Origin of the sequence: Paenibacillus silagei (assembly GCF_017874735.1) — a bacterium.
Taxonomy (GTDB): Bacteria; Bacillota; Bacilli; order Paenibacillales; family Paenibacillaceae; genus Paenibacillus_AQ; species Paenibacillus_AQ silagei.
Window position 1 is genome coordinate 19,607 of sequence record NZ_JAGGLV010000020.1, and the last position, 26,593, is coordinate 46,199.

15 protein-coding genes are annotated in these 26,593 nt (G+C 54.1%); 2 read left to right on the forward strand and 13 right to left on the reverse strand.

Annotated elements, in window-relative coordinates; genetic code table 11:
- Positions 1-46: 46 nt before the first annotated feature.
- The 8 genes from J2Z70_RS24275 to J2Z70_RS24310 form a co-directional block, all read right to left on the reverse strand.
- On the reverse strand, positions 47-2,398 hold the full coding sequence (locus tag J2Z70_RS24275) for a polysaccharide lyase 8 family protein (RefSeq protein WP_209877456.1): 2,352 nt from the start codon (positions 2,396-2,398) through the stop codon (positions 47-49).
- Between the two features lie 27 nt (positions 2,399-2,425).
- Positions 2,426-4,594 carry a GH92 family glycosyl hydrolase gene (locus tag J2Z70_RS24280; protein ID WP_209877459.1) on the reverse strand — a complete coding sequence of 723 codons (2,169 nt, stop codon included), beginning with the start codon at positions 4,592-4,594 and terminating at the stop codon, positions 2,426-2,428.
- A 36-nt stretch (positions 4,595-4,630) separates the two neighbouring features.
- Entirely contained in the window at positions 4,631-5,734 is a 1,104-nt protein-coding gene (locus J2Z70_RS24285) for a glycoside hydrolase family 88 protein (protein WP_209877461.1), read from the reverse strand.
- 88 nt (positions 5,735-5,822) lie between these two features.
- Positions 5,823-7,403, reverse strand: a complete 1,581-nt coding sequence (locus tag J2Z70_RS24290) for an ABC transporter substrate-binding protein (RefSeq protein ID WP_209877463.1) — start codon at positions 7,401-7,403, stop codon at positions 5,823-5,825.
- Positions 7,404-7,479: 76 nt separating this feature from the next.
- Positions 7,480-8,391 carry a carbohydrate ABC transporter permease gene (locus J2Z70_RS24295; protein ID WP_209877464.1) on the reverse strand — a complete coding sequence of 304 codons (912 nt, stop codon included), beginning with the start codon at positions 8,389-8,391 and terminating at the stop codon, positions 7,480-7,482.
- Between the two features lie 16 nt (positions 8,392-8,407).
- Positions 8,408-9,343: an ABC transporter permease gene (locus J2Z70_RS24300; RefSeq protein ID WP_209877466.1), complete on the reverse strand. Its 936-nt coding sequence runs from the start codon at positions 9,341-9,343 to the stop codon at positions 8,408-8,410.
- 88 nt (positions 9,344-9,431) lie between these two features.
- The gene (locus J2Z70_RS24305) at positions 9,432-11,297 is read right to left on the reverse strand and encodes a sensor histidine kinase (protein ID WP_209877468.1); all 1,866 of its coding nucleotides are present in this window, start codon (positions 11,295-11,297) and stop codon (positions 9,432-9,434) included.
- The gene (locus J2Z70_RS24310) at positions 11,188-12,558 is read right to left on the reverse strand and encodes a response regulator transcription factor (protein ID WP_209877470.1); all 1,371 of its coding nucleotides are present in this window, start codon (positions 12,556-12,558) and stop codon (positions 11,188-11,190) included. Before J2Z70_RS24310 ends, J2Z70_RS24305 begins: the two co-directional genes overlap by 110 nt.
- A 321-nt stretch (positions 12,559-12,879) precedes the next feature.
- Between J2Z70_RS24310 and J2Z70_RS24315 the strand changes: the two genes are divergently transcribed.
- Both J2Z70_RS24315 and J2Z70_RS33445 read left to right on the forward strand, forming a co-directional pair.
- A complete protein-coding gene (locus tag J2Z70_RS24315; RefSeq protein ID WP_209877472.1) occupies positions 12,880-16,605 on the forward strand; it encodes a glycoside hydrolase family 9 protein in 3,726 nt (1,241 codons plus the stop codon).
- 265 nt (positions 16,606-16,870) lie between these two features.
- The gene (locus J2Z70_RS33445; protein WP_245368490.1) at positions 16,871-18,037 is read left to right on the forward strand and encodes an ankyrin repeat domain-containing protein; all 1,167 of its coding nucleotides are present in this window, start codon (positions 16,871-16,873) and stop codon (positions 18,035-18,037) included.
- Between the two features lie 484 nt (positions 18,038-18,521).
- On the opposite strand, the gene J2Z70_RS24325 is transcribed toward J2Z70_RS33445, so the two are convergent.
- The 5 genes from J2Z70_RS24325 to J2Z70_RS24345 form a co-directional block, all read right to left on the reverse strand.
- Positions 18,522-20,639, reverse strand: a complete 2,118-nt coding sequence (locus J2Z70_RS24325) for a serine hydrolase domain-containing protein (protein ID WP_209877474.1) — start codon at positions 20,637-20,639, stop codon at positions 18,522-18,524.
- A 65-nt stretch (positions 20,640-20,704) separates the two neighbouring features.
- Complete coding sequence (locus tag J2Z70_RS24330) at positions 20,705-22,090, reverse strand: sigma-54 interaction domain-containing protein (RefSeq protein WP_342593053.1); 1,386 nt, start codon at positions 22,088-22,090, stop codon at positions 20,705-20,707.
- A gap of 111 nt (positions 22,091-22,201) precedes the next feature.
- Positions 22,202-23,155 carry a DUF561 domain-containing protein gene (locus J2Z70_RS24335; RefSeq protein WP_036724044.1) on the reverse strand — a complete coding sequence of 318 codons (954 nt, stop codon included), beginning with the start codon at positions 23,153-23,155 and terminating at the stop codon, positions 22,202-22,204.
- 54 nt (positions 23,156-23,209) lie between these two features.
- Entirely contained in the window at positions 23,210-24,445 is a 1,236-nt protein-coding gene (locus tag J2Z70_RS24340; RefSeq protein WP_209877478.1) for an L-lactate MFS transporter, read from the reverse strand.
- 55 nt (positions 24,446-24,500) lie between these two features.
- Positions 24,501-26,084 carry an acyl CoA:acetate/3-ketoacid CoA transferase gene (locus J2Z70_RS24345; RefSeq protein WP_209877481.1) on the reverse strand — a complete coding sequence of 528 codons (1,584 nt, stop codon included), beginning with the start codon at positions 26,082-26,084 and terminating at the stop codon, positions 24,501-24,503.
- Positions 26,085-26,593: the final 509 nt, after the last annotated feature.

The window sequence follows — 26,593 nt, forward strand, 5'->3', positions numbered from 1 at the left end:
TACTCCGCAGAGTCATTCACTTGAAGTGCATTTTCATAGATTCGCCTCAGGCCCCCAGCTCCACATGGAACGAATCGCCCCCGGCACCGTCAGGGTCGAACACCAGTCTAACCTTTCTGGGGTTTCCAGGGGCCCCGGTGTCTCCAGAATCACTAGGTTCACCTGAATCACCTGCGTCACTTGGGTCACTTCGGTCACCCGGGCCACTTAGTTCACCAGATCCACCGAGGTCAACCATTATCCGGTCTGACTTGTTGATCACCCTGGAAACAGGCCGATCCACTTCAATCTCCACTTCGATTGGACGGCGCTGCAGTTGTGTCGGATCAGCTATAGCTAGACTCCAGCCTGCCGGATTCCTACGCAGCACAATAGAGGCTTGACCGCTGCAAGCAATCCCCCCGCTTTTATACCAGCCTGGCTGCCAGAAATGCACGGCGAATAGCCCCAATCCGGTATCTTCCACCGCATGCACCCGTTCATTCAATTCCACAATCCGTATACTTGGAGCCCCGGCAAAACCAGCCGTCTCTTCTTCACTCCAGCCAGGCAACAGCATGTAGGCATAGGTATCTCCCTGTGGCGCTGCTCCATGATCGAACCACAACGTCTGGTATAACCGTTCTACTCTCTCAGAGGGACCGGCATCATTGATGGCCTTCCAGCTCCCTTGCCGGGCCTCGCGCAAGGCACGGACGCAGCAGCGTTCAGGCAAATAAATCCCCACACCCGCGCCCCCGGTACTTGACGCCATATGAATCCACTTAGGCTGAATGGTATCTGTGAGTCCCAGCGTCCGGCAAATCTCTGTTCCGTCTGCTGTAATCGTATGGTCTCCTGCCGGGTTCCATTTCCGGTTGTCTATAATCGTTTCCACTCTGGCAGAAGTACAGCTCTTAATATCCGAACCTAAGGCAACAATACGGTTACCGAACAAAAACCAGCTTTTGAGCGCGGTCAGTCCATCGCCTTCGTTAACGACATCCTGAAGCTCCATCGCAATGGCGCCATATTGGTTATGAAGTACAGCCCCGCCAACGTAAGCCCTGTTGCTTAAGCGGCCTTGCCCGGCCCCCTCCTCCTGCAATGTCTTCGTTACGGTGGTTCCGGGCAGGCGGTAGGGATCAACGGTCGGCCAGAAGGCGTCCGCATATTGTCCCAAGTCACTATTGTACAGATGGCTCATACCATACGATGTATACCAGCCCTTCAGATGCTCCCTGTTGATAGATTCATAGCTGTAGATCCGACTGGAGAACATACTGATCGAGTAGGCAAAACCCGGACCTTGCAGCACCACCCGGTCCATACGGGCAAACAGCTTGCAGAAGTTCTCTTCCAGGGCAGGCGGCACAAGTTCATCGTCCAGCAGCGCTCCAGCCTCAGCTGCGGTATCCGTCGGCGCTTCGGCGATGTACGGTTTGTAGGTGTCGGCAACTATCCACCCCTTCACCCTGGAGAGCAGCCGTGCCTGATCCGCCTCACCCAGTATGCGGGAGAAGCGCAGGCAGGAGGTGATGACGGAGTGTCCGCTCTCATGATTCTGCGAATCCTCCCGCGAGACTTCCCTGCCGCTCACCATATCCAGCATAGAACCCCTGAACATAAGAGGCACGAATGAATCCTTAATCCACCCGGCCGTCAAATCCCGAGCTTCATCAGGCAATTCCCAGGGGGTACTGTGCAGCCATACCATCAGGCGGACCACATCATGTAGCAGCGAGACTCCATATCCGCCAGTATAGGCATATCTGTCATGCTGAAGGAAGGAGCCGTCCTCGTAGAAGCCGTCCCCTTCCTTCGCATACCTGAACAGCGGAAGCAATGCATTCCGGGCGGCGGACAGCTTCTGCCCGTCGCCCCGGATAACGGCAGCCAGGGCAGCCGCCGTAGATTTCCAGACCAGATTCGCTCCCGTTGCAGGCGGAGCCTTCGCTGCGAACCACTGAGCATGAAAGGCCGGATCACCCACGTATTTGTCTACGGGGAGGAGCAGACGCTCTATAAGCTCTGTATCCAGCAGATTCTCCATGAGCAGCAGCGTCTCCAGTAACGCAATCGGCACGCCAATCTCCCAATACCACCAGTTGCCATAGGGCTGACAGGTTTCGTTGTATCTATGCTCAGACAGCCATTCTAATCCATAAATGATCCTTAGCCTTAATGAATAGTCCATATAATAGGTACATTTGGGAGACTTCAGCGCGATGGCCATCTCCTTCAAACGGAGGATGATCTGAAATACATCCGCTGCATTCTCCTGATACGGGATATCTACCCACAGCAGCTTCTGATGATAAAGCATCTTATCCCGGGCATCGCGGACCCGCTTCAGCGATTCCGGACGAAGCGTATCTCCCACGAGATATTGCAGCCATTTGTTTTTTAAGCTCTGCATGGACATTCTCTCCTTGAGCCTACTGCCCTACCTTGACAGTTGTTTGCCTTGCTCCCGCTCCGCGAGCGGAGAAGGTGGAATAAGGCTTCCCCACTCCCCGGGTTTAACGCCCAGCTCCAGAAGAAGCGTGCCTCCTCCGGCGATTTCTTCATGGCGGACCCAGGCGCGGTTCAGCTCCTGTCCGTTCAGCGAAGCAGACAGAATATACCTTTTGCCGGACCCGCTGCCTGCTCCTTGTGTCTCAATCGTCAGAGGAACCGGATTCGCCTGTGCTCCCAACAGCAGCGTCACCTTATTGAATACCGGAGGCACCAGGAAATAGAGGTCCTGACCCATCAACGGATACAAGCCCATCGCTGAACAGATGTAAAAGGCACTTTGGCAGCCCATATCCTCGTTATCCCCCAACCCGTCACGCTCAGCCCGGAAGTATTGCTCCAGGCATTCCCGTACCCGGTCAGCCGCCCGGTCCGGCCTGCCCGCATAGATATATAGATAAGGAATATGCAGCATCGTTTCCTTGGAGTTATAGAAGCCCCCGTCAAAAAAATAATCTAAATGCCGGACAAAGGCCTCCGCTCCCCCATGCCGTTCAACAAGTCCATGAAAATCATGATGGGTGCTGAACGACCATTGCAGACTGGTGCCCTCGTAGAAATACGGATCATTCCATGAATCCGGCAGACAGGATTCCGGGTCAAATGAAGGGACCCAGTCCCCGCCGGACAGCCGGGGTGCAAAACACTTCAGCTCCTCCCGCCACAGATTCCACAGCTTCTCCGAGCTTGTATAATACTCCGTAGCCGTCTCCTCCTGCCCAAGCTCCTCGGCCAGACGGCCGATGCACCAGTCCTGATAGGCATATTCCATATGGCGGGACACACAGTTCTTCTTCACATCCGTGGACAGATACCCCAGAGTATGATAGTCCTTAAGATGACGGCCATAGAGCCAGGTGTCCGGTGAAGGAACCTCATTATTCTTGCGCATCTGCTTGAGGGCCTTCGCGTAGTCGATCCCCTCCAGCTTCTTCAGCGCCGCTTCACAGAACAGAATATCGGCAGAGCTTCCGCCTTGGATCATGGCGCTATGCCCCATGATCCAGGCGTCCGGCAGCCAGCCGGTATGGTCCGCGATGTCCAGCAGACAATTCAGGATATCTACTTCAAGCTTGGGGTCGAGCAGTGTAATCAACGAATTGGCATTCCGCACACTGTCCCAGAGCGCGTACAGGTCGGTATAATGCCGGACCCCTGATTCCCAGGCGAAGTTCTCATCATCTACTCCGAGGTCACTCGGCATACAGAACAGACGGGTCATCAGGGTATAGAACAGCCGGGTATGCTCCACGCTGCCCCCTTCCACTGTGACTCTGCTGAGCTTATCCTCCCAGATGTCACTGGCCGCCTGGAGGATGTCATCAAATCCGGCAGCTGCCTCCCGGTCTACACTGGCCCTGGCCTTGCCGACACTAACATATGAGATGCCAGTCTTCGCCACCAGGACTCCGCAATCGCCGAAGCTAAGGGAAGCCTTGCAGTTCGCGCCATCTACAGACGGCCCTTGGCGTACTCCGCCCGCATCCATCAGCATATGGCTCTGTATTGGCTGATCGAAGCGAATATAGAAGTAGACGGAATAAGGGAATTCGTGTCCCCAGCCCCCGCGCAGGTCGCAGCGGCCTGCCAGCTCATACTCGGACAGAACTTCAATATAACCCCCGGTCGAGACTCCGGTGGTCTTCCCCGGTTCATCCCCGCCAACCTGAATCACCGCCCCGGCATCAATCAGCAGACCCGCCAAATCATTCGCCGGATAGGTGTAACGGTGGACTCCGGTCCGCATCGTGCTGGTCAATTCAGCCTGGATGGCGGCAGGCAGTAGCTTCACGCTGTAATAGCCAGCTTCGGCATGTTCATCCCCCTTCTCATAAGGGTCCAACTGAAACCTCGGCATTCCGGTATAGGGGGTGAAGCCGACATTGCCATAACGCCCGCCGCCACCGGTTCCGCTGACATGCGTATGACTGAACCGGATAATCGGCCGCGAGCTGTCGTACCCGTGAGATAGGTGCGGTGGCAGGGTATCCGGTCCAAGCCTTACGATACTGTTCGGCAGATAAGGCCCGCACAGGCAGTTATTCTCCCCGTCCACCCCGATGAACGGATCGACATGATCCACTCTTCTTTTGCTCAAATTAAGTCCTCCTTCCTTACCATGAATCCGCTCCCTCTACCAAAAGATTTCATTCTCTCCCTTGAGCTTCAGCAAGGCCTCCAGGAAGAAATAGTCGCCGTAGATGATCGGCACCTCGACTTCGGCACCAGCCGGGAAGCTGCCGGTTCCCTTGGTAATGAGCGCCTCTTCCGCCGGATCTTCAGGCGCGTAGTGGCGAAACAGCGATTCCGTGATGGCACTTCCGAGCTTCCGGTACCGGTCGGCTTCTTCGCCCTCCAGCAGATACGCTATCTCCAGCATTCCGCTGGCCGCGCAGGCAGCAGCCGTTGAATCCTTGGCCCATAGCTGATCGGCAGGCGCGCGGAAATCCCAGGGCGGCACCAGATCCTCCGGCAGCGCAGCAACGAAGTAATCCGCTGCCGCTCTGGCGGCATTCATGAACCGGATGTCACCTGTATACCGGTACCCGATCGCAAATCCGTAGATCGCCCAGGCTGATCCGCGCGACCAGGCGGAATCCGGACTATACCCTTGTCCGCCCAGCGCCTCAATCCGCTCTCCCGTCTCGGGATCGAAGCGGACGATATGATGTACCGAGCCGTCCTCCCGGATGAATTCCCGCAGCGCCATCTCCGAATGGGCGACAGCGATGTGACGATACCGCGGGTCCTGTAGTTCCCCGCTGGCCCAGTACAGCAGTCCAAGGTTCATCATGCAATCGATGATCGCCAGACCTTCACTGCCTTCATGCAGCCAGGCACGGATGAAATTCCCCTTGAGATTAAACCGGCTGGCCAGATGACTGGCAGCGATCAGCCCTCTTCTCCGGGACAGCCTGTTACCGGTGAGCTTGTAATCAGCAACCGCTGACAGACTCCAGAGGAAGCCGTTATCGTGATGAAGCTGTTCATATTCCTGAAGCGGCGTGTCCAGTTGCTCCTCGCAGCTCTCGGCAATGCGCCGGTATTCCTCATCGCCTGTGGCCCGGTAAGCCAGCCACAGAATGCCCGGCCAGAATCCGTTGGTCCAGCAATCCAGGTCACGTGCATCATATTGTCCGCCGTAGGTGGCATTCGGGAAGGTGGCCCCGATCCGGCTCCGTGTACGGCTTAATTTATTCTGGGCATAGTCCCAGGCTTCGTTGATCCAAGTCTCCATAATCTCCAGGTCTTCCTTTCTCGTCTACAAATTAGAGGGCAGGACGCCCGGCAACAACGGACCTCCTGCCATCTTTTCCACTTGTCAGTTATTGCGCGGCTTTCCAGGCATCAATCTGGGTCTGCAGTTCGGTCTTGACCTTCTCAATGCCAGCCTTCTTCAACTTCTCATTGCGTTCCGCAAGCATTTTGGCAGGGTCAGGAATAGCACCCGTGCTTGCGGCCCGGTATTCACCGATGACCGAGGTAAGCTGGGTAATCTCGTTCTTCACCGGCGATTCGTCGAAGACGAAGCCCAACAATGGAGAGCGTTTGGCCTCATCATTGAATTGCTTCCAGCTTGTATACAGATCATCCGGCTGGCCCGGCTTCAGATAATTGATCAGCTGATTGCCGACCACCCAGAACAGGGCCGAGCTGCCATACCCGGAATCGGCAATCGGCTCGATCCGGTTCTCGCTGATCTTCTTGTAATGGGTGCCTTCGATCCCGTTAACGAACAGGTTCACGGCATACGGATCGGTATGCAGCGCATTCAAGACCATCATAGCCCGCTCGGGGTCCTTGGAGGTGCGGGAGATGGAGAACATGGATCCGGCCGCAAGATCCGTAGTGACGATAGGCTCCTCAATTACCTTGGACACGAAATCATATTTATTGTCCGAGGCGATTTTCAACTCAATATCCGCGCCCGGCTTCCAGACGGCCTGTTGCATCCAGATCTTACCCTGCTTTCTTAAGTCACCGATCTCTGTCGTTGTCGTAGCAGCATCGCTGTTGATGTAGCCCTTCTCGTAATAACTGCGGTTCAGCTCATACTCTGCTTGGGCAATGGATGAAATCTCCGGATCAACGACTGACTTAATCTGGATGTTATCCGTATTTGTGTAGTCATAGAGGAATAAAGGAATCTTGTTCGGCGTCGGTCCGATGGCGCGGAAGTTCGAACGGGTCTCATACATCATCCCTTCGCCCGACTCCTTAATGAAGTCCAGGATCAGCCCCGGCTCCTTCTCCTTCAGCAGCTTGAACCAGGGTTCAAAGTCGGACATCGTCTTAATATCCTCGATAGGAATATTATATTTGTCGATGATATCCTTGCGGTACGTGTAAGCCTTGCCTTGGGTAATCTCTTTGTTGGTTGGAATGCCGTACAGCTTGCCTTTGTAGCGCGGAGCCTCCAGATAGATCGGATTCAGGTTCTCCGAGATGCCCTGCCCGTATTTGGCCAGCAGATCATCCAGATCGAGGAATGCGCCCTTGGCCACATTGCCGAAGAAATTAAGCCAGGAAGCGGTGAATACAAGGTCCATCGGTTCTCCGGCATTGAGCATCAGCTCGGTCTTCTGCTTGTATTCGCTGGAGGCAATCGGCTGAAGATCCACGGTGGCATTGAATTTCTCCTTGAAATATTCACTGAGCTTGGCTTCGACCAGTGCGTCATCCCGCTGCGGCGCACCGAAGTAGATGATGGATACCTCGTAAGGCTTCAGTGCTTCCGCACCACCGGCAGGCTCCGCACTGCTCGTGCTGTTCGTAGCGGCCGCGCTGCTTGAAGCTGACGGTTCGGCAGAACCCCCGTTGTTACCGCCTGAGCACGCTTGCAAGGATAACGCCAGAACCAGAAGAATCGCCGTGAATAGCGGTCTGCGCCCTTTTAACTTTGTCATATTAACCCTCCCCTAGATGATTATGCTTCTATATAGAACGGCAGGCAGCCTGTGCTGATGCCGGTTCCACCACGCTTTAGCCTTTTACTGCCCCGACCGTCAGGCCTTTGACAAAATACTTCTGAAAGAACGGATACGCAATCAGAATCGGTCCCATCCCGATCACCGCCATCGCCATCTGCAGGGATTCGTTCGGAAGATTCTTCATCATATTGGGATTCTGGGCAGCCAACTCCACATTATTGCGCAGGTACTGCACATCGTTGAGGACACGCATCATCAGATACTGCAGCGGATACTTATCCTCGCTGGTGATATACAGCAGTGCATTGAACCAGTCGTTCCAATAGCCGATGGTACTGAACAGGGCCATGGTCGCCAGGACCGGCAACGAGAGCGGCAGCACGATCCGCAGGAAGATTCTCAGCTCCCCCGCACCGTCAATTCTGGCCGATTCGATCACCGCAGGATGAATGGTCGTCTGGAAGAAGGTCCGCATAATAATGACGTTGAACGGCACAATCAGCATGGGCAGAATCAGCGCCATATACGAATCCTTGATATGCAGCGCTTGTGTATAGATCAGATATCTGCTGACCATTCCTCCATTGAACAGCATCGTGAAGAACAGGAAGAAGGTAAACACATTACGGAACGGATAATCCGCACGCGAGATGGGATAAGCATACATTGCCATGAGCAGCACGCTAAGCGCTGTACCTGCAATAGTGATGGTGATACTCACGCGATATCCCGACACAATCGTCATCCAGTCCTTGAAGATCGACTCATAGGCAATGAAGGACCACTTATTCGGAATGAAGCTGTACCCCTGAGTCAGAATGGACTGCCCGTCTGTGAAGGAGACAATGATCACAAGCAGAACAGGCAAAAAGCAAAGGAGTGAGAGGATCACAAAGGCCAGATTTAAAAGTACATTTGACAATGCGGAGTTTCCGCCGATCGAGCTGCTGGTGTCATTCGCCATGATGATTCTCCTTTGATTAGAATAGTGCCTGTTCCCGGTCAATCCGTCTGACCATACTGTTGGTGGCAATGACCATAATGAAGCCCACCACCGATTGGACCAGCGCCGTTGCCGAGGACATTCCGATATCATTCAATTGCATCAGGGCGCGGTAGACATACGTATCCACGGTATCTGTTACCGGATACAGCGCTCCCGAATTCATGGGCACCTGGAAGAACAGTCCGAAGTCAGAGCTGAAGATGCTGCCCATGGACAGAATCGTCATAATAATGATGACCGGCCGGATAAAAGGGAGCGTGATATGCGTAATCTGCTTCCACTTGGAAGCCCCGTCAATCAGCGCCGCCTCGTAATATTCCGGATCGATTCCGGCAATCGCCGCGATATAGATCACTGCGCCGAAGCCCGCATGCTTCCAGGCGTTGACAAACACCAGGATGTAAGGCCAATATTCCTTCTCCGAGTACCAGAAGACAGGGTCTTGCCCGAAGGCCTTAAGCACTGTGGCATTGATGAAGCCGTGATCCGGCTGCAGGAAAGCGTATACGAGATAACTCACCACCACCATGGACAGGAAGTGCGGCAGGATGATGAAGCTCTGATACACCTTCGCCAGCAGCCGCCGCCGGATCTCATTGATGGCTACCGCAATCGATACCGACAGCACCAGGTTCATAATCATGAAGGTCAAGCTGTACAGAAGTGTGTTTCTTACAATTCTCCACATATCCCCCGAGGAGAACAGGAACTGGAAATTATCGAAGCCTACCCAGGGACTGCCCCAAATCCCGTCCAGATAATTCACATTCTTGAAGGCAATAAAGATGCCGAACATCGGCAGATAACTGTGCGCCAGCAGGACAAGCACCGCTGGCAGCATCATCAGTGTCAGCGCCTTGTACTTCCACATGGCATGGATAAAGCTTGAGAATCCGGTGGTTCTACTCATGTCCATTACTCCTTTCATGGACTAATTATAGAACCATCCTGCCACCGCTTCGATGATGGATTCCTGTAAAAACGTGATCTTTTATCACTCAGTTGCCGGCAGGTTCGGTCTTCGTCCGGCGCAGCGGCAAGGTAATGATCGCCCGTGTCCACCCCTCCCCGGTTCGCTCATAGGTTAATCCGTAGGCCTCGCCGTAATGGAGCTGGATACGCTGGTGCACGTTGCGGATTCCGTAGCCTCTTGCACTATGCTCTTCCCGCAGGATGGCGGCAAGCTCCTCCAGATCTACCGGCAGATGCCCGTTGTCCTCGACGATGAAGCGGAGCGTTCCTTCCGCTTGAACAGCAGATACCCGGATCTCTCCTTCTCCGTCCATCCCGCGTACGCCGTGAAGAATGGCATTCTCGATCAGCGGCTGGATAATGACCTTGGGCGTCTCATAGTCCCTCAAGGTATCCTCAATCTGCCAACAGACCTCAAAGGTACCCGGATAACGTTTGGTTTGCAGCCGGGTATACGCCTGGGCATGCTCCAGTTCTTCCCCGGCCGTAATCATGGTCCGGCCCCGGCTAAGTCCGATGCGCAGCAGCATGGACAAGTCCCTGACCATTTCGCCCACCTCGCCGTTTCCGCTATCCAGCGCATACCAGTAGATCGAGTCCAGGGTGTTGTACAGATAATGGGGGGTAATCTGGGATTGGAGCATCAGCAGCTCATATTCCTTCTGCTTCAGCTTCATCCCGTAATTTTCTTCAATCGAATGATCCAGCCTGCGGGTCATTTTCACGAATGATCCCTGCAGAATGCCGAATTCATCATGCCGGAGCGGCTCCTCGGACAACGGCAGCTTGATGCCGGGCTCATAAATTTTCATCACAGAGACGAGCTTCACGACCGGCTTGACGACAAGTCTTACCAGATAGAGAACAAACATCAGGACAAAAGCCAGAAAAACAAAGGAGATGAGCACCAGCAGCTTTTGAAACCAGACTTGCTTGCCGGTAATGGATGCCAGCGGGATTTTGTACAATAACCGGGTGTGGAATCTGGAGCTGTCCGAATACGCATAGAGCCACTCCTCCCCGCCTTCTTGTGCGAAGGTATAGCCGTAAGCGGCGTCCGGTTCGGTGTTCTTGCCGATCTCGGCCGCAGAAATGCTGCCTGACCCGGTGGACATCAGCAGCTCCCCGTTATCATTGAATAAGAAGGCTCCGGCCGCAGCAGGCAGCTCCACCGAGACCATATCCCGGGTCAGCATCACCTCAACCTTATGGACGACCAGCAGCCCGATCACCTCGTTATAATTCCGGGGGTTCAGAATACTGCGCATGAAGGAGACCGTCCGCTCGCCCGTAGCTGAAGGAATGACGCGCAGCGCCCCTGCCCCGCTGATATCCATCTGCTTGACCATCACGTCCGGCAATCCGCTGTTCACCTGGTCCAGATATTTGAACCCTTTGGTCTTGTGAGACAGATCGAACGGCGTATCCCTGCGCTCAATGTTCTTCATATATATCGCATATTCTGTGCCGCCGGTAGACCAGCTCTCCAGAATGTTGTCAGCCTGCTGGATTTCATTCAGGGTATCAATCCCCGTCCAGAAGCTGTACCCTGCCGGATTGCTGAAAAAATGATTATCCAGCAGCGTGATCGTCCGGTCATTGATCGCCGATATCGTTTTGTCCAGCGTGACATGATTCTGCTTCACCAGTTGCAGGGTGGTACTGCCGACCTCTTCCTTGATCGTGTGAAGCGCCACATACGCTGAAATCCAGCCCACCACTAGGAACGGGAGCACGATGCAGAGCAGGAAGGCGAGGATGACTTTATGTTTGAGCTTGAGTTTAGGTTTCAGCTTCAGCCCGGTCCCCTCCTCTGGCCTGTTTGCGGAATTCTGCCGGAGTGAGGCCCAGCACCCGCTTGAACATCCGGCTGAAGTGCTCCGGCGATTCATACCCTACCGCATAGGCGATTTCATACCGCTTCTTGTCCGTAGCAATCATAAGGCGCTTGGCCTCCTCCATTCGCAGTGCAGTCACATAGTCCCAGAGGTTGGTTTTCATATCACGCTTGAAAATATAACCCAGATGGGCGGCGCTGAAATGCACCTCCTCGGAAATATCCTGGATCTTCAGCGCCGGATTCCGGTAATGGTTCTGGATGTAGCTTGTAATCCGTGAGATTACACTCGGATCTCCGGCCGGGTTCTGCGGCGGCGGCTGTTGCGCGGAATCCGGCTGCTGCTGCCCTCTGCTGAGATGCTCCTGCATGGCGATATCGCCATAATAGAACACCTTTTGCCCGGGATGAATGCTGCTCCGCCCGGCAGCCGTATCCGCTTCTTCCAGCAGTCCCGGAAGCGTAGAGACACCCCCGCCAAGTGTGCTGAGTCCGATGATCGCCTCCGCATTCAAATGCTGCTTCAGGTTCATGGCGATCATCTGCCCGATCATCTGGATCTGGGAGTGCACTCTAACCTGGGGGTCACCCATATCTTCAGCGGACAACTGGATGATGCTGATGATCGAATGGCCGAAGCCGTTGAAGGTGATGCCATCCCATTCGGATAACGTTTCGTTCATAATATTGAGAGCCGCATATTTCAGCAGCTTGCGGTCATGCAGCGTAACCTGTTGGCGGCTGAATCCGGCCTGGCTGTAATCGATACGGATGGAGATCACTCCGAAATAGGGCCCTTGCAGCAGGCCGCCCAATTCGCCGGTGATCTCTTCAATATCCTGCTGCGACAGATTCCGCTCGGTGACCAGCTCCATCAGCCACTCCTCGCGCCGGGAATGCTCCTGGATGTGCTTGTGCTCCCCCTGCGCGCTTTTCCCCGGAAGCTCCTTCTGGGTTAATGCTTTGCGGACTACCCGCAGGAGTTCCGTCCGCTCCACCGGCTTCACCAGATAATCCTTGGCTCCGAGCCGGAGCGATTTTTTGGCGAAATCAAACTTCTCATGGGCCGAAATGACAATCACCGGAACATTCCACTGCTCCATATAGATATTCTCCATTAATTCAATTCCACTCATCCGGCCCATCTGGATATCGGTCAGCACCAGATCGAAATGGTCCATCCTCAAGTAGTCAATCGCTTCAAAGCCATTGATGGCCGTCTCCACCTCCGTGATGTTCAACTCCGAAGTGAGCAGGAAGTTTCGGATTCCTGCACTCACTCTCGGCTCATCATCCACAACGAGAATTTTATACATGATGTCCCCCTCTTTCGATTGCCAATTCATCGCCAGGCAGCTTCAGGTTCTTCTGTGTACCACAGTACACTTGCAATAAATAAGCGTAGATGATCTATTTCCGCTTTTCTGTGATCTATTTCCGCATGTTGTGCCGCCAGCTTCGATTTGTCCCCCGTTTCATAGATATAGCCCCTCTACACCCCTAGTATAGATCACATATTTCCTGTAATTCATCATGGATAAGTGATAGTAACTCTTTTATGCTACTTTTGCAAGCGTTTTCATATAAAGGAAAGGAGAGCCGGGTTAACGATATTCCATTATGAGGAGGTTACTACGATGTTCATTCGAAGTCCATTCCCCCAGAGATTTAACAAGTTCGTATCTGTAAGCCTCAGTCTGTTGTTAATTCTATGCAGTGTTGCTCTGTCCCCCCGGCCTGCCGCCGCTGCTGTCGCTCCCTTGCCGGGTCCCGCTCACCCTCTCTTGTACGATAATTTCGCCGGCGGAGGCGTGTTCAAGCAGAACTGGACCAACTGGTTCAATCAGAGCGGCGGCAGCGGAACCTTCACCAAGACCACCCAAGGCACCCGCACCATTGGAAAATTCACACAAACCCCAAGCTCCTCCTCCTCCTGGGCCAAGTTTCAGCCAATGAACGAGACCTTCGACCTCTCAGGCTACCGTTATATGAATCTGTCGCTGAACAATGCAGGGTATGCCCAGTCCCTCATTCGTGTCGTGATCAGCGACGGCATCACCAATTACAATCTGACCGGGGGTTATGTTCCCGCCACGGCTGCCTGGACCGATCTGCAGTTCGATCTCGATGCCTTATCGCCCAAGATTCAGAAGAAGAAGGTGAAGCTGGAAATCTGGCTGCGACAAGGCGGCGGGACTTACGGCGAGATGCTGGTCGATGATATTGTGTTCACTACAGCATCCAGCGGGTCCGCTCCCCAGCTAAGCCCGGCAGGGATGACAGCCAATACGGACGGCAGCTACAACCAGAATACGGATTTCACCTTTGAAGCCGTCTATACCGATGCAGATAATGAAGCCCCCTTCGCTGTTCAGGTCATTATCGATGATACCGCCTATGTAATGCGTGAATCCGACCCAACAGATGTAACCTATACGGACGGCAAAAAATACAGCTTCCTAACGAAGCTGCCGGCAGGCGCTCATACCTACTATTTTCGCACCACCGATACAACCTCCGATGAAGTCGCCACCAGTGTCCAGGCGCTGAGTGTTGTCCAGGCCTCCTCCGTAATTGATATTGCTGTGAGTCAGGCCGGATATAGCGCAGGTGATATCAAGAACGCGAAATTCATCTCGGACACCACGGTCACAGATGCCACTTATGAAATAGTCGACGGAACTAACGTAGTCTACTCAGGCACGATGACCTATGAAGGTCTGCACTGGAACAAGCATGTCTACTCGATCGGCTTCACCCCGCTCACAGATTCCGGGAACAACTATAGAGTGCGGAGTAATCAGGTGTATTCTTACGCTTTTGAGATTGCTCCGAATCTGTGGGATCAATACAAGGATGAAATGACCGCCTTCTACCGGCTGCTGCGCGCCTCGGTCGCGACCAGCGATGCTTATCCTGCGGGGTACAGCAGTGTAGCGCCTTCAGCCAAGCTCTACCACGGGGCAGGCCATCTGGATGATGCGCAATCTGCGGACGGCCTGACCCATTATGATCTGACCGGCAGCTGGTATGACGCCGGAGATTACGGCAAATACGGCGGCAACCAGTGGGTCGGCGCGGAGATTGCCCTGGCCTACATCCGTTATGCTGACCATGACAGCGTGAAGTACGATAACGACAGCAACGGGATTCCTGACCTGGTGGACGAAGCCGTCTTCGGCAGCGAATACCTGATTAAGTTCGCGGATCAGCTCGGCGGGGAGATGTACAATCTCCGCAACAACGCCTCCTTCGTCCATCCGGAGAAATCCACCGACAATGTCTCCGGCACCGCCGATGACCGCAAGCTGACGGACCTGAGTGTCGGCGGCTCGGCCAAGTCAGCAGGTACGCTTGCCGCCACCGCACGGGCAATCCGCACAGCGATTAACCAAGGGGATATCGCTTCCGCTCAGCTTGGGGAGCTTACGGAGTTCGCTGAACAATGTGAGAGCGCGGCGGTAATCTTTTATGAATATGTGGTTGCCCATCCTGACGGACCTATCGGCTCTTATTCCACGAGAGGCGGGATTCCCAATTCCAAGCTGCTGGCGGATGTTGAGCTCTACCTGCTGACCGGCGAAGCCAAATACAAGAATGCTGCCACCGCTACAATTAACGCTCTAACCCTGGGCGACATTTCCTCCACCAACTACTGGGACATGAGTCCAATGTCCATGGCTGAATTCTATCCGGCTGCCGATGCTGCCACACAATCTCATATTCATAGCCTGCTGAAGGGGCAAGCGGATTACTTCCTCTCCATGACCGATGATACCCCGTACGGGGTGCTGAACCAGTTCAAAAACTTCGGGGTGAACGAGCCTCATGCCTCTTACCTGGGCGATCTGCTGCGGTATTATGAATTATTCGGTGATCCGGCAGCGCTGCAAGGGGTGCTGAAGGGGATGTACTGGGTATTCGGAGAGAATCCGTGGAATATCAGCTGGGTCTCCGGCATCGGCACCCATCATGTAATGTTCCCGCATACCCGATACAATGAGGAATCCAATACGCCGGGGGACACCGGGATTATCCTTCCGGGAGCCATGGTCAGTGGACCCAATATGAAGGACCCCAAGAACAAGAGCAGCGTAAGTCCGTGGTATCAGGACCGTTCGCTCTATCTGGATGATACCAACCAGTGGCGGTACAACGAGTTCAGTATTAGCATTCAAGCCGGATTGCTCTATACCGTTATGGGCTTGAGCGCTACTCCGGGAACAGGTGCCGATGCCGCAGCGGTGCCGCCCGCCTTGCCGGTCCTCTCGCCTGTGATTGGGGAATGGGTGCGGGGCAATGTAACGGTATTCGCGCGTGCGGGGGAGGACCTGAGCCAGGCCCAATATGCGGCAAACGGATTGCCCTATCAGCCGATGACAGTCTCCGGTAATGTGTATTCCACAGTGAGCGGTGCGGTCTATGCTGCGGTCATTGATGAGAGCCAATCCTTGCCTTATACGAATAAAAGAGTCGATGTCCGCGCCAAAGACCCATCCGGCGGGTACACCTACAGCTCCACGCATTACACTGTAGCTCCGGCGCTGCCGGACCCTTCCACTCCGCTAATCTATGATGATTTCGGAGGCGGCGGCTTCTGGGGAGGTTCGGCGGCCAATACTACCTGGGTCAACTGGTATAATCAGAACGGCGGCACGGGAACATTCACCAAGCTTACCGCAGACGGGCGCACGGCCGGACAATTCGCCCAGACACCGGCAAGCGTAAATTCAGCGGCGAAGTTCCAGCCGTGGAACGATGTGGTCGATCTGAGCGGCTATCAATATCTGAATATTACGCTGAAGAATTCTGCCTCACCTGATCTCAGGACCCGGATTGAAATCAATGACGGTAAACGAACCTATAATCTGACCGGCGGCTGGATCGAGGTTCCGGCGTCCTGGAGCGATCTGCAATTCAATCTCAATGCCCTAACGCCTGCCATCGATAAACGGACGCTCAAGATGTCCATCTGGCTGAAACAAAACACCGTCACTCCAGGCCAAATGCTGGTTGACGAGATTAAAGCTACCAATAAGGTCAGCGGAAGCGCGCCCACCCTGACCGCAGGCGGCGTAAATCACACTACTGGCACCACACAGACGGACTATACCTTCACTGTCACTTATACGGATGCCGACAATCAGGCCCCGTTCGCTATGGAGCTGATTCTGGATGGCGTCGTCCGCACCATGCAGCCTGCCAATCCAAGTGACAATAATTATGCGGATGGCCGAATCTATCAATATACTACCAAGCTGTCCCCGGGCCAGCATTCCTATTACTTCCACACCACCGACACCTTCACCGATGCAGTAAGCACCGGGGTGCAGAGTGGTCCTGAGGTTAGTGAAGGACAGTAGGAGTTGCGGGGTTCCGCGGAACTAGCGGAGAGCAGTAGGATTAGCGATGAGTACAGATTTAGCGAAGAGCCGTATGGATATCCCACGCTTCAGCGGGAGAAAATATGCGAGTTTGAGGGCAGAGTAGAGAAAGGATATACTATATTCATGTACAGCGGTGCAGTCTGACAGCACAGTTACCAGGGTGCACCGCTGTAACATAAGGGCTGTCGCAGCTAAACCCCGCAAATTGTTGGCAGGATGTCGCAGACTGGGGTGATAGCGGATGAACGGAGGGAGTTCTATTATGAGCGATGAAGACATCATGTGGCTGACTGTTGATGATCCGCTGGCGAAGTCTGTTGTGCAGGCAATTCGTACAGGCGATGTGCCGGGGTTGACTCAATTACTTGCCGGAAACCCGGGGCTGGCTACAGCCCGAATTGCTGGGACTGAAGAGGGACGTGCGAGTAATGAAGGGACCGGCAGCGGGGAGACTGGCGAGGCTGGAACTAGTAGCGTGAGCCTTGGCAGTGCTGAGATTATTCGTGAAGATAATGGTAACGCTGAGACTGGCGGCGGGAAAACTAGCGAGGCTGGAACTAGTAGCGTGAGCCTTGGTATTGCTGATAGTGGAGACGCTGGGACAAACGGCGAGAATACTGGCGGCGGCAACGATTGCGGGGACGCTGGGACAAACGGCGATAACACTGACGGCGGTACTAATCGCGGAGACGCTGAGGCAAACGGCCACAACTCTGGCGACGGTACTAATCACGGAGACGCTGGGGCAAACGGTGAGAACACTGGCGGCGGCACTGATCGCGGGATGTCCCGCACGCTGCTGCATATTGCTACCGACTGGCCGGGGCATTATCCCAACAATGCAGCGGTTGTTACCGCGCTGATTGAGGCAGGCGCGGAGGTAAATGCGCAGTTCAGCGGGCCGCACCGCGAGACGCCGCTGCACTGGGCGGCGAGCTGCGATGATGTCGAGGTGCTAGATCTCCTGCTCGATGCCGGGGCCGACATCGAGGCCCCGGGCGCCGTCATCGCAGGCGGGACCCCGCTAGACGATGCGGTGGCATTCGCACAGTGGCGTGCGGCGCACCGGCTGGTAGAGCGCGGCGCGCAGCCTGCGCTATGGCACGCGGCGGCGCTCGGTCTGCTTGATGCGGTAGAGGCACACTTCGCCGGACATCCGCTCCCGCGCCGCTACCCTTGGGGCGCAAGCTCTGCTTCAGCAGCACCAGACGAGGTAACCGTTGCCTTCTGGTGTGCCTGCCACGGCGGACAGCGCGCCGCTGCCGAATACCTGCTCGCCCGGGGAGCCGAACTAAACTGGCGCTCAGCATGGGATGGCCTCACTCCCCTGGACGCCGCGATGCGCAGCCATGCCACGGAACTGGCCGCATGGCTGGAGGGCCTGGGCGCTAAGTCTGCACAACAGTAAGTTGCACTGGACGGAATCAGGTGCAGTTATGCTCCTCATTTGCTCGCCTACGTTTGAACACAATGTCCGCTGTTTTCCACATACATTCAGGCCATATACCTGCGTACCAGCACAATGTATGCTGTTTTTCACATACATTCAGGCCATATGCCTGCGTACCAGCACAATGTATGCTGTTTTCCACATACATTCAGGCCATATGCCTGCGTACCAGCACAATGTATGCTGTTTTCCACATACATTCGGGCCATCACCTACGTTTGAGCACAATGTATGCTGTTTTCCACATACATTCGGGCCATATGCCTGGTGCTCAATCCGCCAACTATTTTTGAAATCAAGTGTACTTATGCACCTCATGCCCGCCAACAGCCCGCTTCCCGCAACATCAGGAGCGCCATAACCAAACAGGACCGGCCCAAGGCCGGTCCTGTCACTCATTATCAAGGTAGCTGCCCGCTGGGACAGTCCCCCCAAATATCCCTTACTTCCCGCCGTCCCCAGCCTGCGCCGACAGCTGGCTCACGATCTGGTTGATCGGGTTCGTGAACAGCGCATACAGGATGGCGGCGTTCTCCTTCTTACTCAGCGCTGCTTTGGACTTGTAATCCATAGCGCCCTTGGCATCCGGCTTGAAGTCCGGTCCGTACAGGCCCAGGGCCACGGCCATCTTCACGGCCGGAACGGCCCATTTGTCCGTAGTGCCGGACAGCTTCACCTTCTCGAACAGCTTATCCGGGTATTGCTTATTGTATGCTCTCCATACCATAACCGCGGCCTCCTGGCGGGAGATGACCCGGTCCGGCTGGAACTCTCCGCTGGCCGTTCCTTCAATCATTCCAATCTCAACAGCCTGCTGGATGTAAGCGGCATCGGGATGGCCCTGCAGATCCGGGAAGGCCTGCTTCCCAGTAGTGCTGCCCTTAAGCCCGCTGCTCTCCATCATCAGCCGCACATACTGGGCGCGCGTAACGCCTGCCTCAGGCTGGAAGCTCAGCGTGGCATCATTCGTCAGATACCCCAGCGACTGGAGCATCTGCACCGGAGTGGCATAAGGATGGCTCGCGGGAACGTCGGCATAACCAACGCCATCCGGCCCCTTTTGCCCGTAGCTGAACGGATTGAGGTAAGGCTCCTTCAGATAAGCGCTTCCTCCGTCATCCTTCATGGTGAAGCCTGTAAATTTGCCGGTCAGCTCATCCGTGAACAGATTATCATCTACCTGAATCAGCTTGCGGGAACCCAGCAAAGCGTCATTAATCATTAGCGCACCATTCTGCACGGAGACTGTAGACACCAGACTCTTCATACGAAGATCCGCATAGTAGCCGGTGAATGCCTTCAGCGCTTCAGCGCTCATCGGCTTGTAGGCATCCAGCTTCACTGGTGCGGCATATTGCGGGAAGAACGTCTGGATAAAGGCCGGATAGAACAGCTCCCGCAGTGCACTTTGCTGATTATAGCCAATGAACACCCCGGTGTTCTGCTCGGGAATAAGGAACATATACGAACTGAAGCCGATTAAATCACCGGCCTTGGTGATAATCTTGGAGCTGCTGCCAGCTCCGGGAAGCTGGAACGGCGCTTCAAAGCCGTAGGTAGTGTTCGGCAGCAAAGGATGAATTGTGGAGCGGTATTCCTCCATAGACTTTACAGTGTCTTCCTTAAGAATACGGTTATTGTCAACGGCTCCCCCGTTCAGAAAAGCCGTCATGAACTTGGCAACATCATCGCCAGTAGACAGCATGCCGCCATGCGGCATCACGGTTGGCGTCACATTATACAGATCGACCTCTTTGCCCGTAGCGTCATAGGCTGTAGCAAGATTGTCCTTCAGCTTGCCTTCCAGCAGGAAGCCGCTTGAATCCATCTTCAGCGGGGCGAAGACATGCTTCTCCATATACTGCTCATAAGGCATCCCGCTGGCTTTTTCCACCACCAGACCGAGCAGCAACGAAGCGAAGTTATCATACATGTAAGAGGTGCCCGGCTTACGCACCACAGGCGGCATATGCTTCACCACGTAATCCTCAATCGACACCTTGGTGGTGAAATCCTGGTTGATATCCTCCGGCAGCGGGTCCTGGATACGGAAACCGGTGGTGTGAGTCAGCAGATCCCCCACAGTTACCGGAACCCCGAAGGGGTTGTCGAAGGCCATCGAACCGGTATAAGTCTGGAAATCCGCTTTCAAATCGAGCTTCCCCTGCTCCACGAGCTGCATGGCAGCAGTGGCGGTGAAGGTTTTGGAGACGGAGGCCAGGCGGAAGACTGTTTTGTCTGGGTCTACCTTACTTTTGGCAGCCTTATCCGCGAATCCGAAGCCTTCTTCGATAACCGTCTTGCCATCCTTCACCACCACAACAACCGCACCGGATAGCTGCGCTTTCACCGCATCCGAACTGAAGAATTGCTTGAGGAAGGCCGCAGCATTCTCTGTTGTCAGCGGCTTGGCTGCTGCAGTGGCTGCTGCTGGAGCGGTAGAAGCAGGGGGAACGGCGGTGGCCTGAACAGCCGGAGCCGTAAGTGTCAGAACCAGTGCAGCCGAAAGCACGGTCCTCGTCCAAAAGGCAGAGCGGCGGCGCAATATTGACAATTTCATTCACTTCACTCCATTCCATAGATTAATAGGCATAGTAGTTAATACGCCTTAACCTGGAGAATGGTTCATTTAAATCGCAGCACCTCTTCCATCTTCTTCAGCTTTCTGTAGATTACCGACCGATCAACGTTCAGGCGCTTGGCCGCCTCCGTCCCGTTCCCGGCACAATCCTGCAGCACTTTTTTGATATAATGGCCCTCCGCTACAGCAGTGAAATCCTTCAGACTTGCGAGCTGATGCTTATTCTTCTCAATGAAGTGGTCGAGGGAGAACCAGTCGCCAATCTGCTCCTCTTCCTGTATGCTCTGGCCCACATGCTCGGTCACCACCAGCCGCTCGATGTAATTCCTTAATTCTCTAACATTCCCATGCCAGGGCTGGTTCAGCATCTTATCGAATTCTTCGGCACTCAGCACATATTTCTTGCCGTACATCTCATTGAAGCTGGTGATGAAGCTGGAGATTAACCCTACCAGGTCCAGCTTCCGGTTGCGCAGCGGCGGAATATGAATCGGAATCACATTAATCCGGTAATACAGATCCTCGCGGAACAGCCCCTTTTTGACCAGACTCCACAAATCACGATTCGTCGCAGAGATTACCCGGCAATTGACCGGGATATTCGTCAGGCCGCCCACCCGCCGCACTTCATTGTTCTCCAGCACCCGCAGCAGCTTGGCCTGCATCTCCAGCGGCAAATCGGCAATCTCATCGAGGAAAAGCACCCCGCCGTTCGCGATCTCAATCATGCCCGCCTTGACCTCGGTCTGCCCTTCTAGGACGCCCTTCTCGTATCCGAACAGTTCATATTCGAACAAGGACGGAGCAATCGCGGCACAGTTAATGGCAATGAACGGCCCCTTCCACTTCTCACTCTTCAGATGGATGTACTTGGCGATCACCTCTTTGCCCGTGCCGGATTCGCCGTAGATCAGCACCTTGCTGTCGTAAGAGGCGATCTGGTTGCAGACCTTGATAATCTGCTTCATCGCCAGACTCTCAGCCACGATGCCCTTCTTCTTCTCTGCCGCCATACCGCCTAGCTGCTTATGGATCTGCTGGGCCACAGGCACATTCGCTTCATAATAGTTCTGCTCCTGGCTGAATTCATTGGAGGTAGTAACGACCAGCTGTACCTCCCCGTCCTTGTCCAGAATGGGAATGGCCGACGAGAACACATGGAAGCCTCTGGAGGTATTGACGGTCCTGGAGACCTTCTGCTTGGTCGCAATCGCCTCCATTGTGATGGAATTGTTGTAATAACCCGCCTTCACCAGATCCTGGACGTTCGCCTTGAGCAGCTCCTCCAGATGGATGCCGATGGTTAGAGCAGTAAATTCATTGGAAATCAGGATATTCCCGTTCTGATCGGTAACAAATAACGTAGACGGATACTCTTCCACGAGTTCTTCGAAAGCGGGTTTACCTGCATTTTTATTTTTTTTGGTCACCTTCATCAGTCCTAACCCATGAGATTAACGCTTACATTCCACCTAGACAAAAAGCCAAACCGCATCATTATATAAATGATACCATTTGGCTAATGGTTAGCAAAACCTTAATTAGGCATGTGCTACAGCTTCAAAGGTTACTTTGCCCATCTTGTCCATGACTTCCTGCGCCTCAGCGAACATGGTGGTAATCATCTCTTCCACGGTGGTAATTTTGTTAACCATCCCGCAGATCTGTCCGGCCATCACGGACCCGGTATCGGTATCCCCTTCAAACACAGCTCTGCGCAGCGAGCCCAGGCTTAAGCTCTCCAGCTCCTCACGCGATGCCTTCTCATTCTCCATTCTGAGGAATTCGGCAATCATGCTGTTCTTGATGCTTCTTACCGGACCGCCAAGGCTCCGGCCAGTTACGGTTGTGCTGGTATCATCGGCGTTGATGACCGCCAGCTTGAAGTTCTCGTGTGTCGGGCATTCCACAGTCGCGAGGAACCGGGTTCCCACCTGAACACCCTGTGCTCCGAGGGCAAAAGCAGCGGCAATCCCGCGTCCATCGGCAATTCCGCCGGCCCCGATTACCGGAATCGATACCGCGCTGGCGACTTGCGGCAGCAAGGCCATCGTCGTAGTTTCACCTACATGTCCGCCTGCTTCAGTACCTTCAGCAACAATGGCGTCAACTCCGAGTGCTTCCATCTTCTTGGCGATTTTGACGGAAGGGACGACCGGAATCACGATAATGCCATGTTCCTTCAGAATGGGCATATATGGAGCAGGCGTGCCTGCACCTGTAGTTACGATCTTCACGCCTTCTTCAATAATAACCTGGATCAGCTCAGGGATATTGTTCATCATCAGCATCAGGTTGACGGCAAAAGGCTTGTCGGTGCTTGCTTTGGCCTTGCGGATCTCGTCACGGAGCCGGTCGGCGGTGAAGCCGCCGGAGCCGATAATGCCCAGCCCGCCTGCGTTGGACACAGCGCCTACCAGTGGAGACACAGCAATCTGAGCCATACCGCCCTGGAAAATCGGATATTTAATTCCTAACAGTTGTGTAATCGACATTATAATGACCTCCATATATTAATTAATGATGTTTATTTGAACTTCCGGACTTTCTTAAGCCGCCTTAGCCACTTCCGGCTCGGGCTTCTGCTTCTCCATAGCTTTGTAGACGAAGGTTAAGGCGAAGCCGACCAGGGAGATGACCAGCGCGATGTAAAAGGCATTCGTGAAGTTGCCGTCATTGGCTGCCGCTACACTGCCGGCAATTCTCGGTCCGAAGAATGCGGCTCCCGAGTAGCCGATGAAGGTGACCCCGTAGTTCACACCGTAATATTTCATTCCGAATTTCTCACCGACAATGGACGGGAAGATGCCCATTGTTCCGCCGAAGCATAAGCCGATCCCGGCAATCGCGACAGCGAATCCGGCCACGGAAGTCGTTAGAGCAATGGTGAGCATCATAGCCGAAATGACGAGATAAATCATCAGCAGGCAGTTCACCCGGCCGATTCTATCGGACACTGCGCCCCAGAACACCCGGCCCAGGCAGTTGCTCAGTGAGTACAGGCTGACGTAGAGCGCTGCGGCGGCTGCGGTTAAGCCGAACATTTTTTGACCGATTACCGATGCATTCGCGGTTACCATCATACCAGACAGGGCACCGATCAGGAACAGGCAGGCAATCACATAGAATAGCGGCTTCTTGATCATCTCGTTCCATGGTACATTCACTCCCGCCTTGGCGGCTCCGGTTACCGGAGGGGTCCAGCCTTCAGGAGCATAACCGGCCGGGGCAGGTTTGACGAGCAAGCCAAGCCCTAGAATAATCACCAGGAAAGCAACACCGAGTGTAATTAAGGCAGACTGTACACCACTGCTGGTGATCAGCGCATTAGCGATAGGAGCGATAGCGATGGTGCCGCCGCCATATCCGGCTGTAACGATCCCCGCTGCCAGACCTCTTTTATCCGGAAAGAGCTTCACGCTGTTGCCAATGGTCGAGGAATACACGATTCCCTGGCCAATCCCGGTAATGACGCCATAAGTGATATACAGCATCCAAGGTGCAGTAGCCAGGCCCGAGAGAATGAATCCAATCCCGAACATCGCACCGCCGATAAAGACTGCCTTCTTGGCCCCCCCTTTATCCACCAGCTTACCGCCTAGGATCATCGGAATCGGGGAAATCGCTGCATTAATGGTAAAAGCAATCATAATATCCGGCATGCTCACGCTGAAAACCTTCGTTAATGGCAGTGCGAAAATACTGAAAGCATAAATGGCGCCTACACAGATATTAATGATCGTTGATGCAATCAAGATCCTCCAGCGGTTCAACTGTACGTTCATGGTATCATCCCTCTTTTAGTTGGTTTATAAGTTCAGCTTACGGTACTTACATTAACTACACTTCCTGCAGCACCCGGTTCTTATCGGCGATAATTGACTTCAGCATGCCCCAGTTCTCTTGGAACATAGCCGCGTCCATTTCCTTCAGGTCCGGTGAAATGACGGGCTTGAAGTCCATCTGATCCAGAATCTCTGTCTGCAGGTCGATACCTGGCGCGATTTCGGTTAAGGTCATTTTACCGTTCAGCAGTTCAAAGACGGCGCGTTCCGTAACATACACAACCGGCTGCTTTACCTTGGCGGCATAGGATCCGCTGAAGGTGATCTGCTGTACCTTTGAGATGAATTTCTTGGCTTTGCCCTCTTGAATGATGTGCAGCTTGCCGTTCTCTACCTTGATCTGCAGCCCGCCCGCTGTAAAAGTACCCGCGAACACCAGCTTCTTCGCCGCCTGAGAGATATTGATGAATCCGCCGCAGCCCGCTACCCGTGTGCCGAATTTGCTGACATTCACATTCCCCGACTCATCTGTCTGGGCCAGGCCAAGGACGGACAGGTCAATACCGCCGCCGTCATAGAAGTCAAACTGTGCATCATGATCTACAATCGCCTCGGAGTTGTACGCATGGCCGAAGTCTTTCAGACCTGCTGGAACCCCGCCGATCGAGCCTGCCTCTGTCGTCAGAATCAGCTGGTCGTCCACGCCCTCTTCAGCGGCAATGTTCGCTACATTCACCGGGATGCCGACTCCAAGATTCAGAATGGTATTCGGCTGAAGCTCTACGGCTGTGCGGCGGGAGATGATTTTGCGCTCATCCAGCGGCAGGATTTCAATCGACTCGACCGGCACTTTGACATGACCCGAGAACGCCGGATTATACTGCGTATTCTCGGTCTGGTAATGATTCTCCGAGGTGGACACGACGAGGTAATCTACCAGAATGCCCGGAACCTTCACATCCTTCGGATTCAAGGTGCCGTTCTTGGCCACGGTCTCTACCTGGGCGATCACGATGCCGCCGGAGTTGCGGACCGCCTGGGCGATCGGCAGAACCTCCATGTGCAGGCCTTCTTTTTCCAGCGTCAGATTGCCGTTCTCGTCCGCTACAGTTCCACGGATCAGGGCGATCTGAATCGGGAAGGTCTTGTAGAACAGCCACTCTTCACCTTCAAGTTCAATCACCTTCACAATGTCCTCCTTGGTAGACGGGGACATCTTGCCGCCCTCCACGCGGGGATCGACGAAGGTCTCCATACCCACCTTGGTAATCACACCCGGGCGCTTGGCGGCAATCTCGCGGTAGAGCTGGGTAATCACACCCTGAGGCAGGTTGTAGGCTTCGCATTTATCCTCTTCAATCAACTTGGCCAATCCCGGGGAAGCGATCGCGATACCGCCAATCCAGCGTTTGATGAGGCCTTCATGGCCCAGGTGGCTCATGCCCTTGTCGCGGCGGTTGCCGACGGCACTGGCGTGCATCACGGTCAGATTCTTCGGGTGTCCGGTCTGTACGAAGCGCTCTTCAATGGCGATCCCCATCTCTTCTGCCCAGCAGGATAATCCAAATCCGCTTGCCGCTACCGTGTCTCCGTCCTTGATGAGTTCCGCTGCTTTGGCGGCTGAAATTACTTTTGTCATTTCATCTGCTCCTCTTTATGTGAATTATTTCACTACAGTTGTTAAAAAAAATAATGGCCCTTCTGTGTGTCTCCTAATTGCTGCTCTATGAGTCTCGTTTTCCTTGTGAAAGTTTTCTCAAGGTCATCGTAATACAGAAAAAAGCACCGGTCAATAGCTCCAAAAAGCCTTGAATTCAAGGTATTTTTCTGTTGTTTTTTTGCGACTGGCTTGTTTGAACTCAAAGCTTGGTCGTCGCTGCGGTGAACATTTGGACTTCCGGCCGCTGTTGTATTTAGATTTCCTGATTTGAACCGCTCCAAGCGGTAGAAATCTAAATACAAAGGCGGACGCTACCGCTCCTCCAGTTCCAAATTTCCCCTCCGCTTCTTTTTGCTTTTCGTTAATTTCTTTAGTGCTTCATCTATATTCCCGCGGGGCCTGCAAGTCGCAAAAAAACCACACTTTTTTTCTCCAGCCGGGTTGGCTGGGTATGAAATCAAGCGTTCCATGACATATCCTGCCCGGCG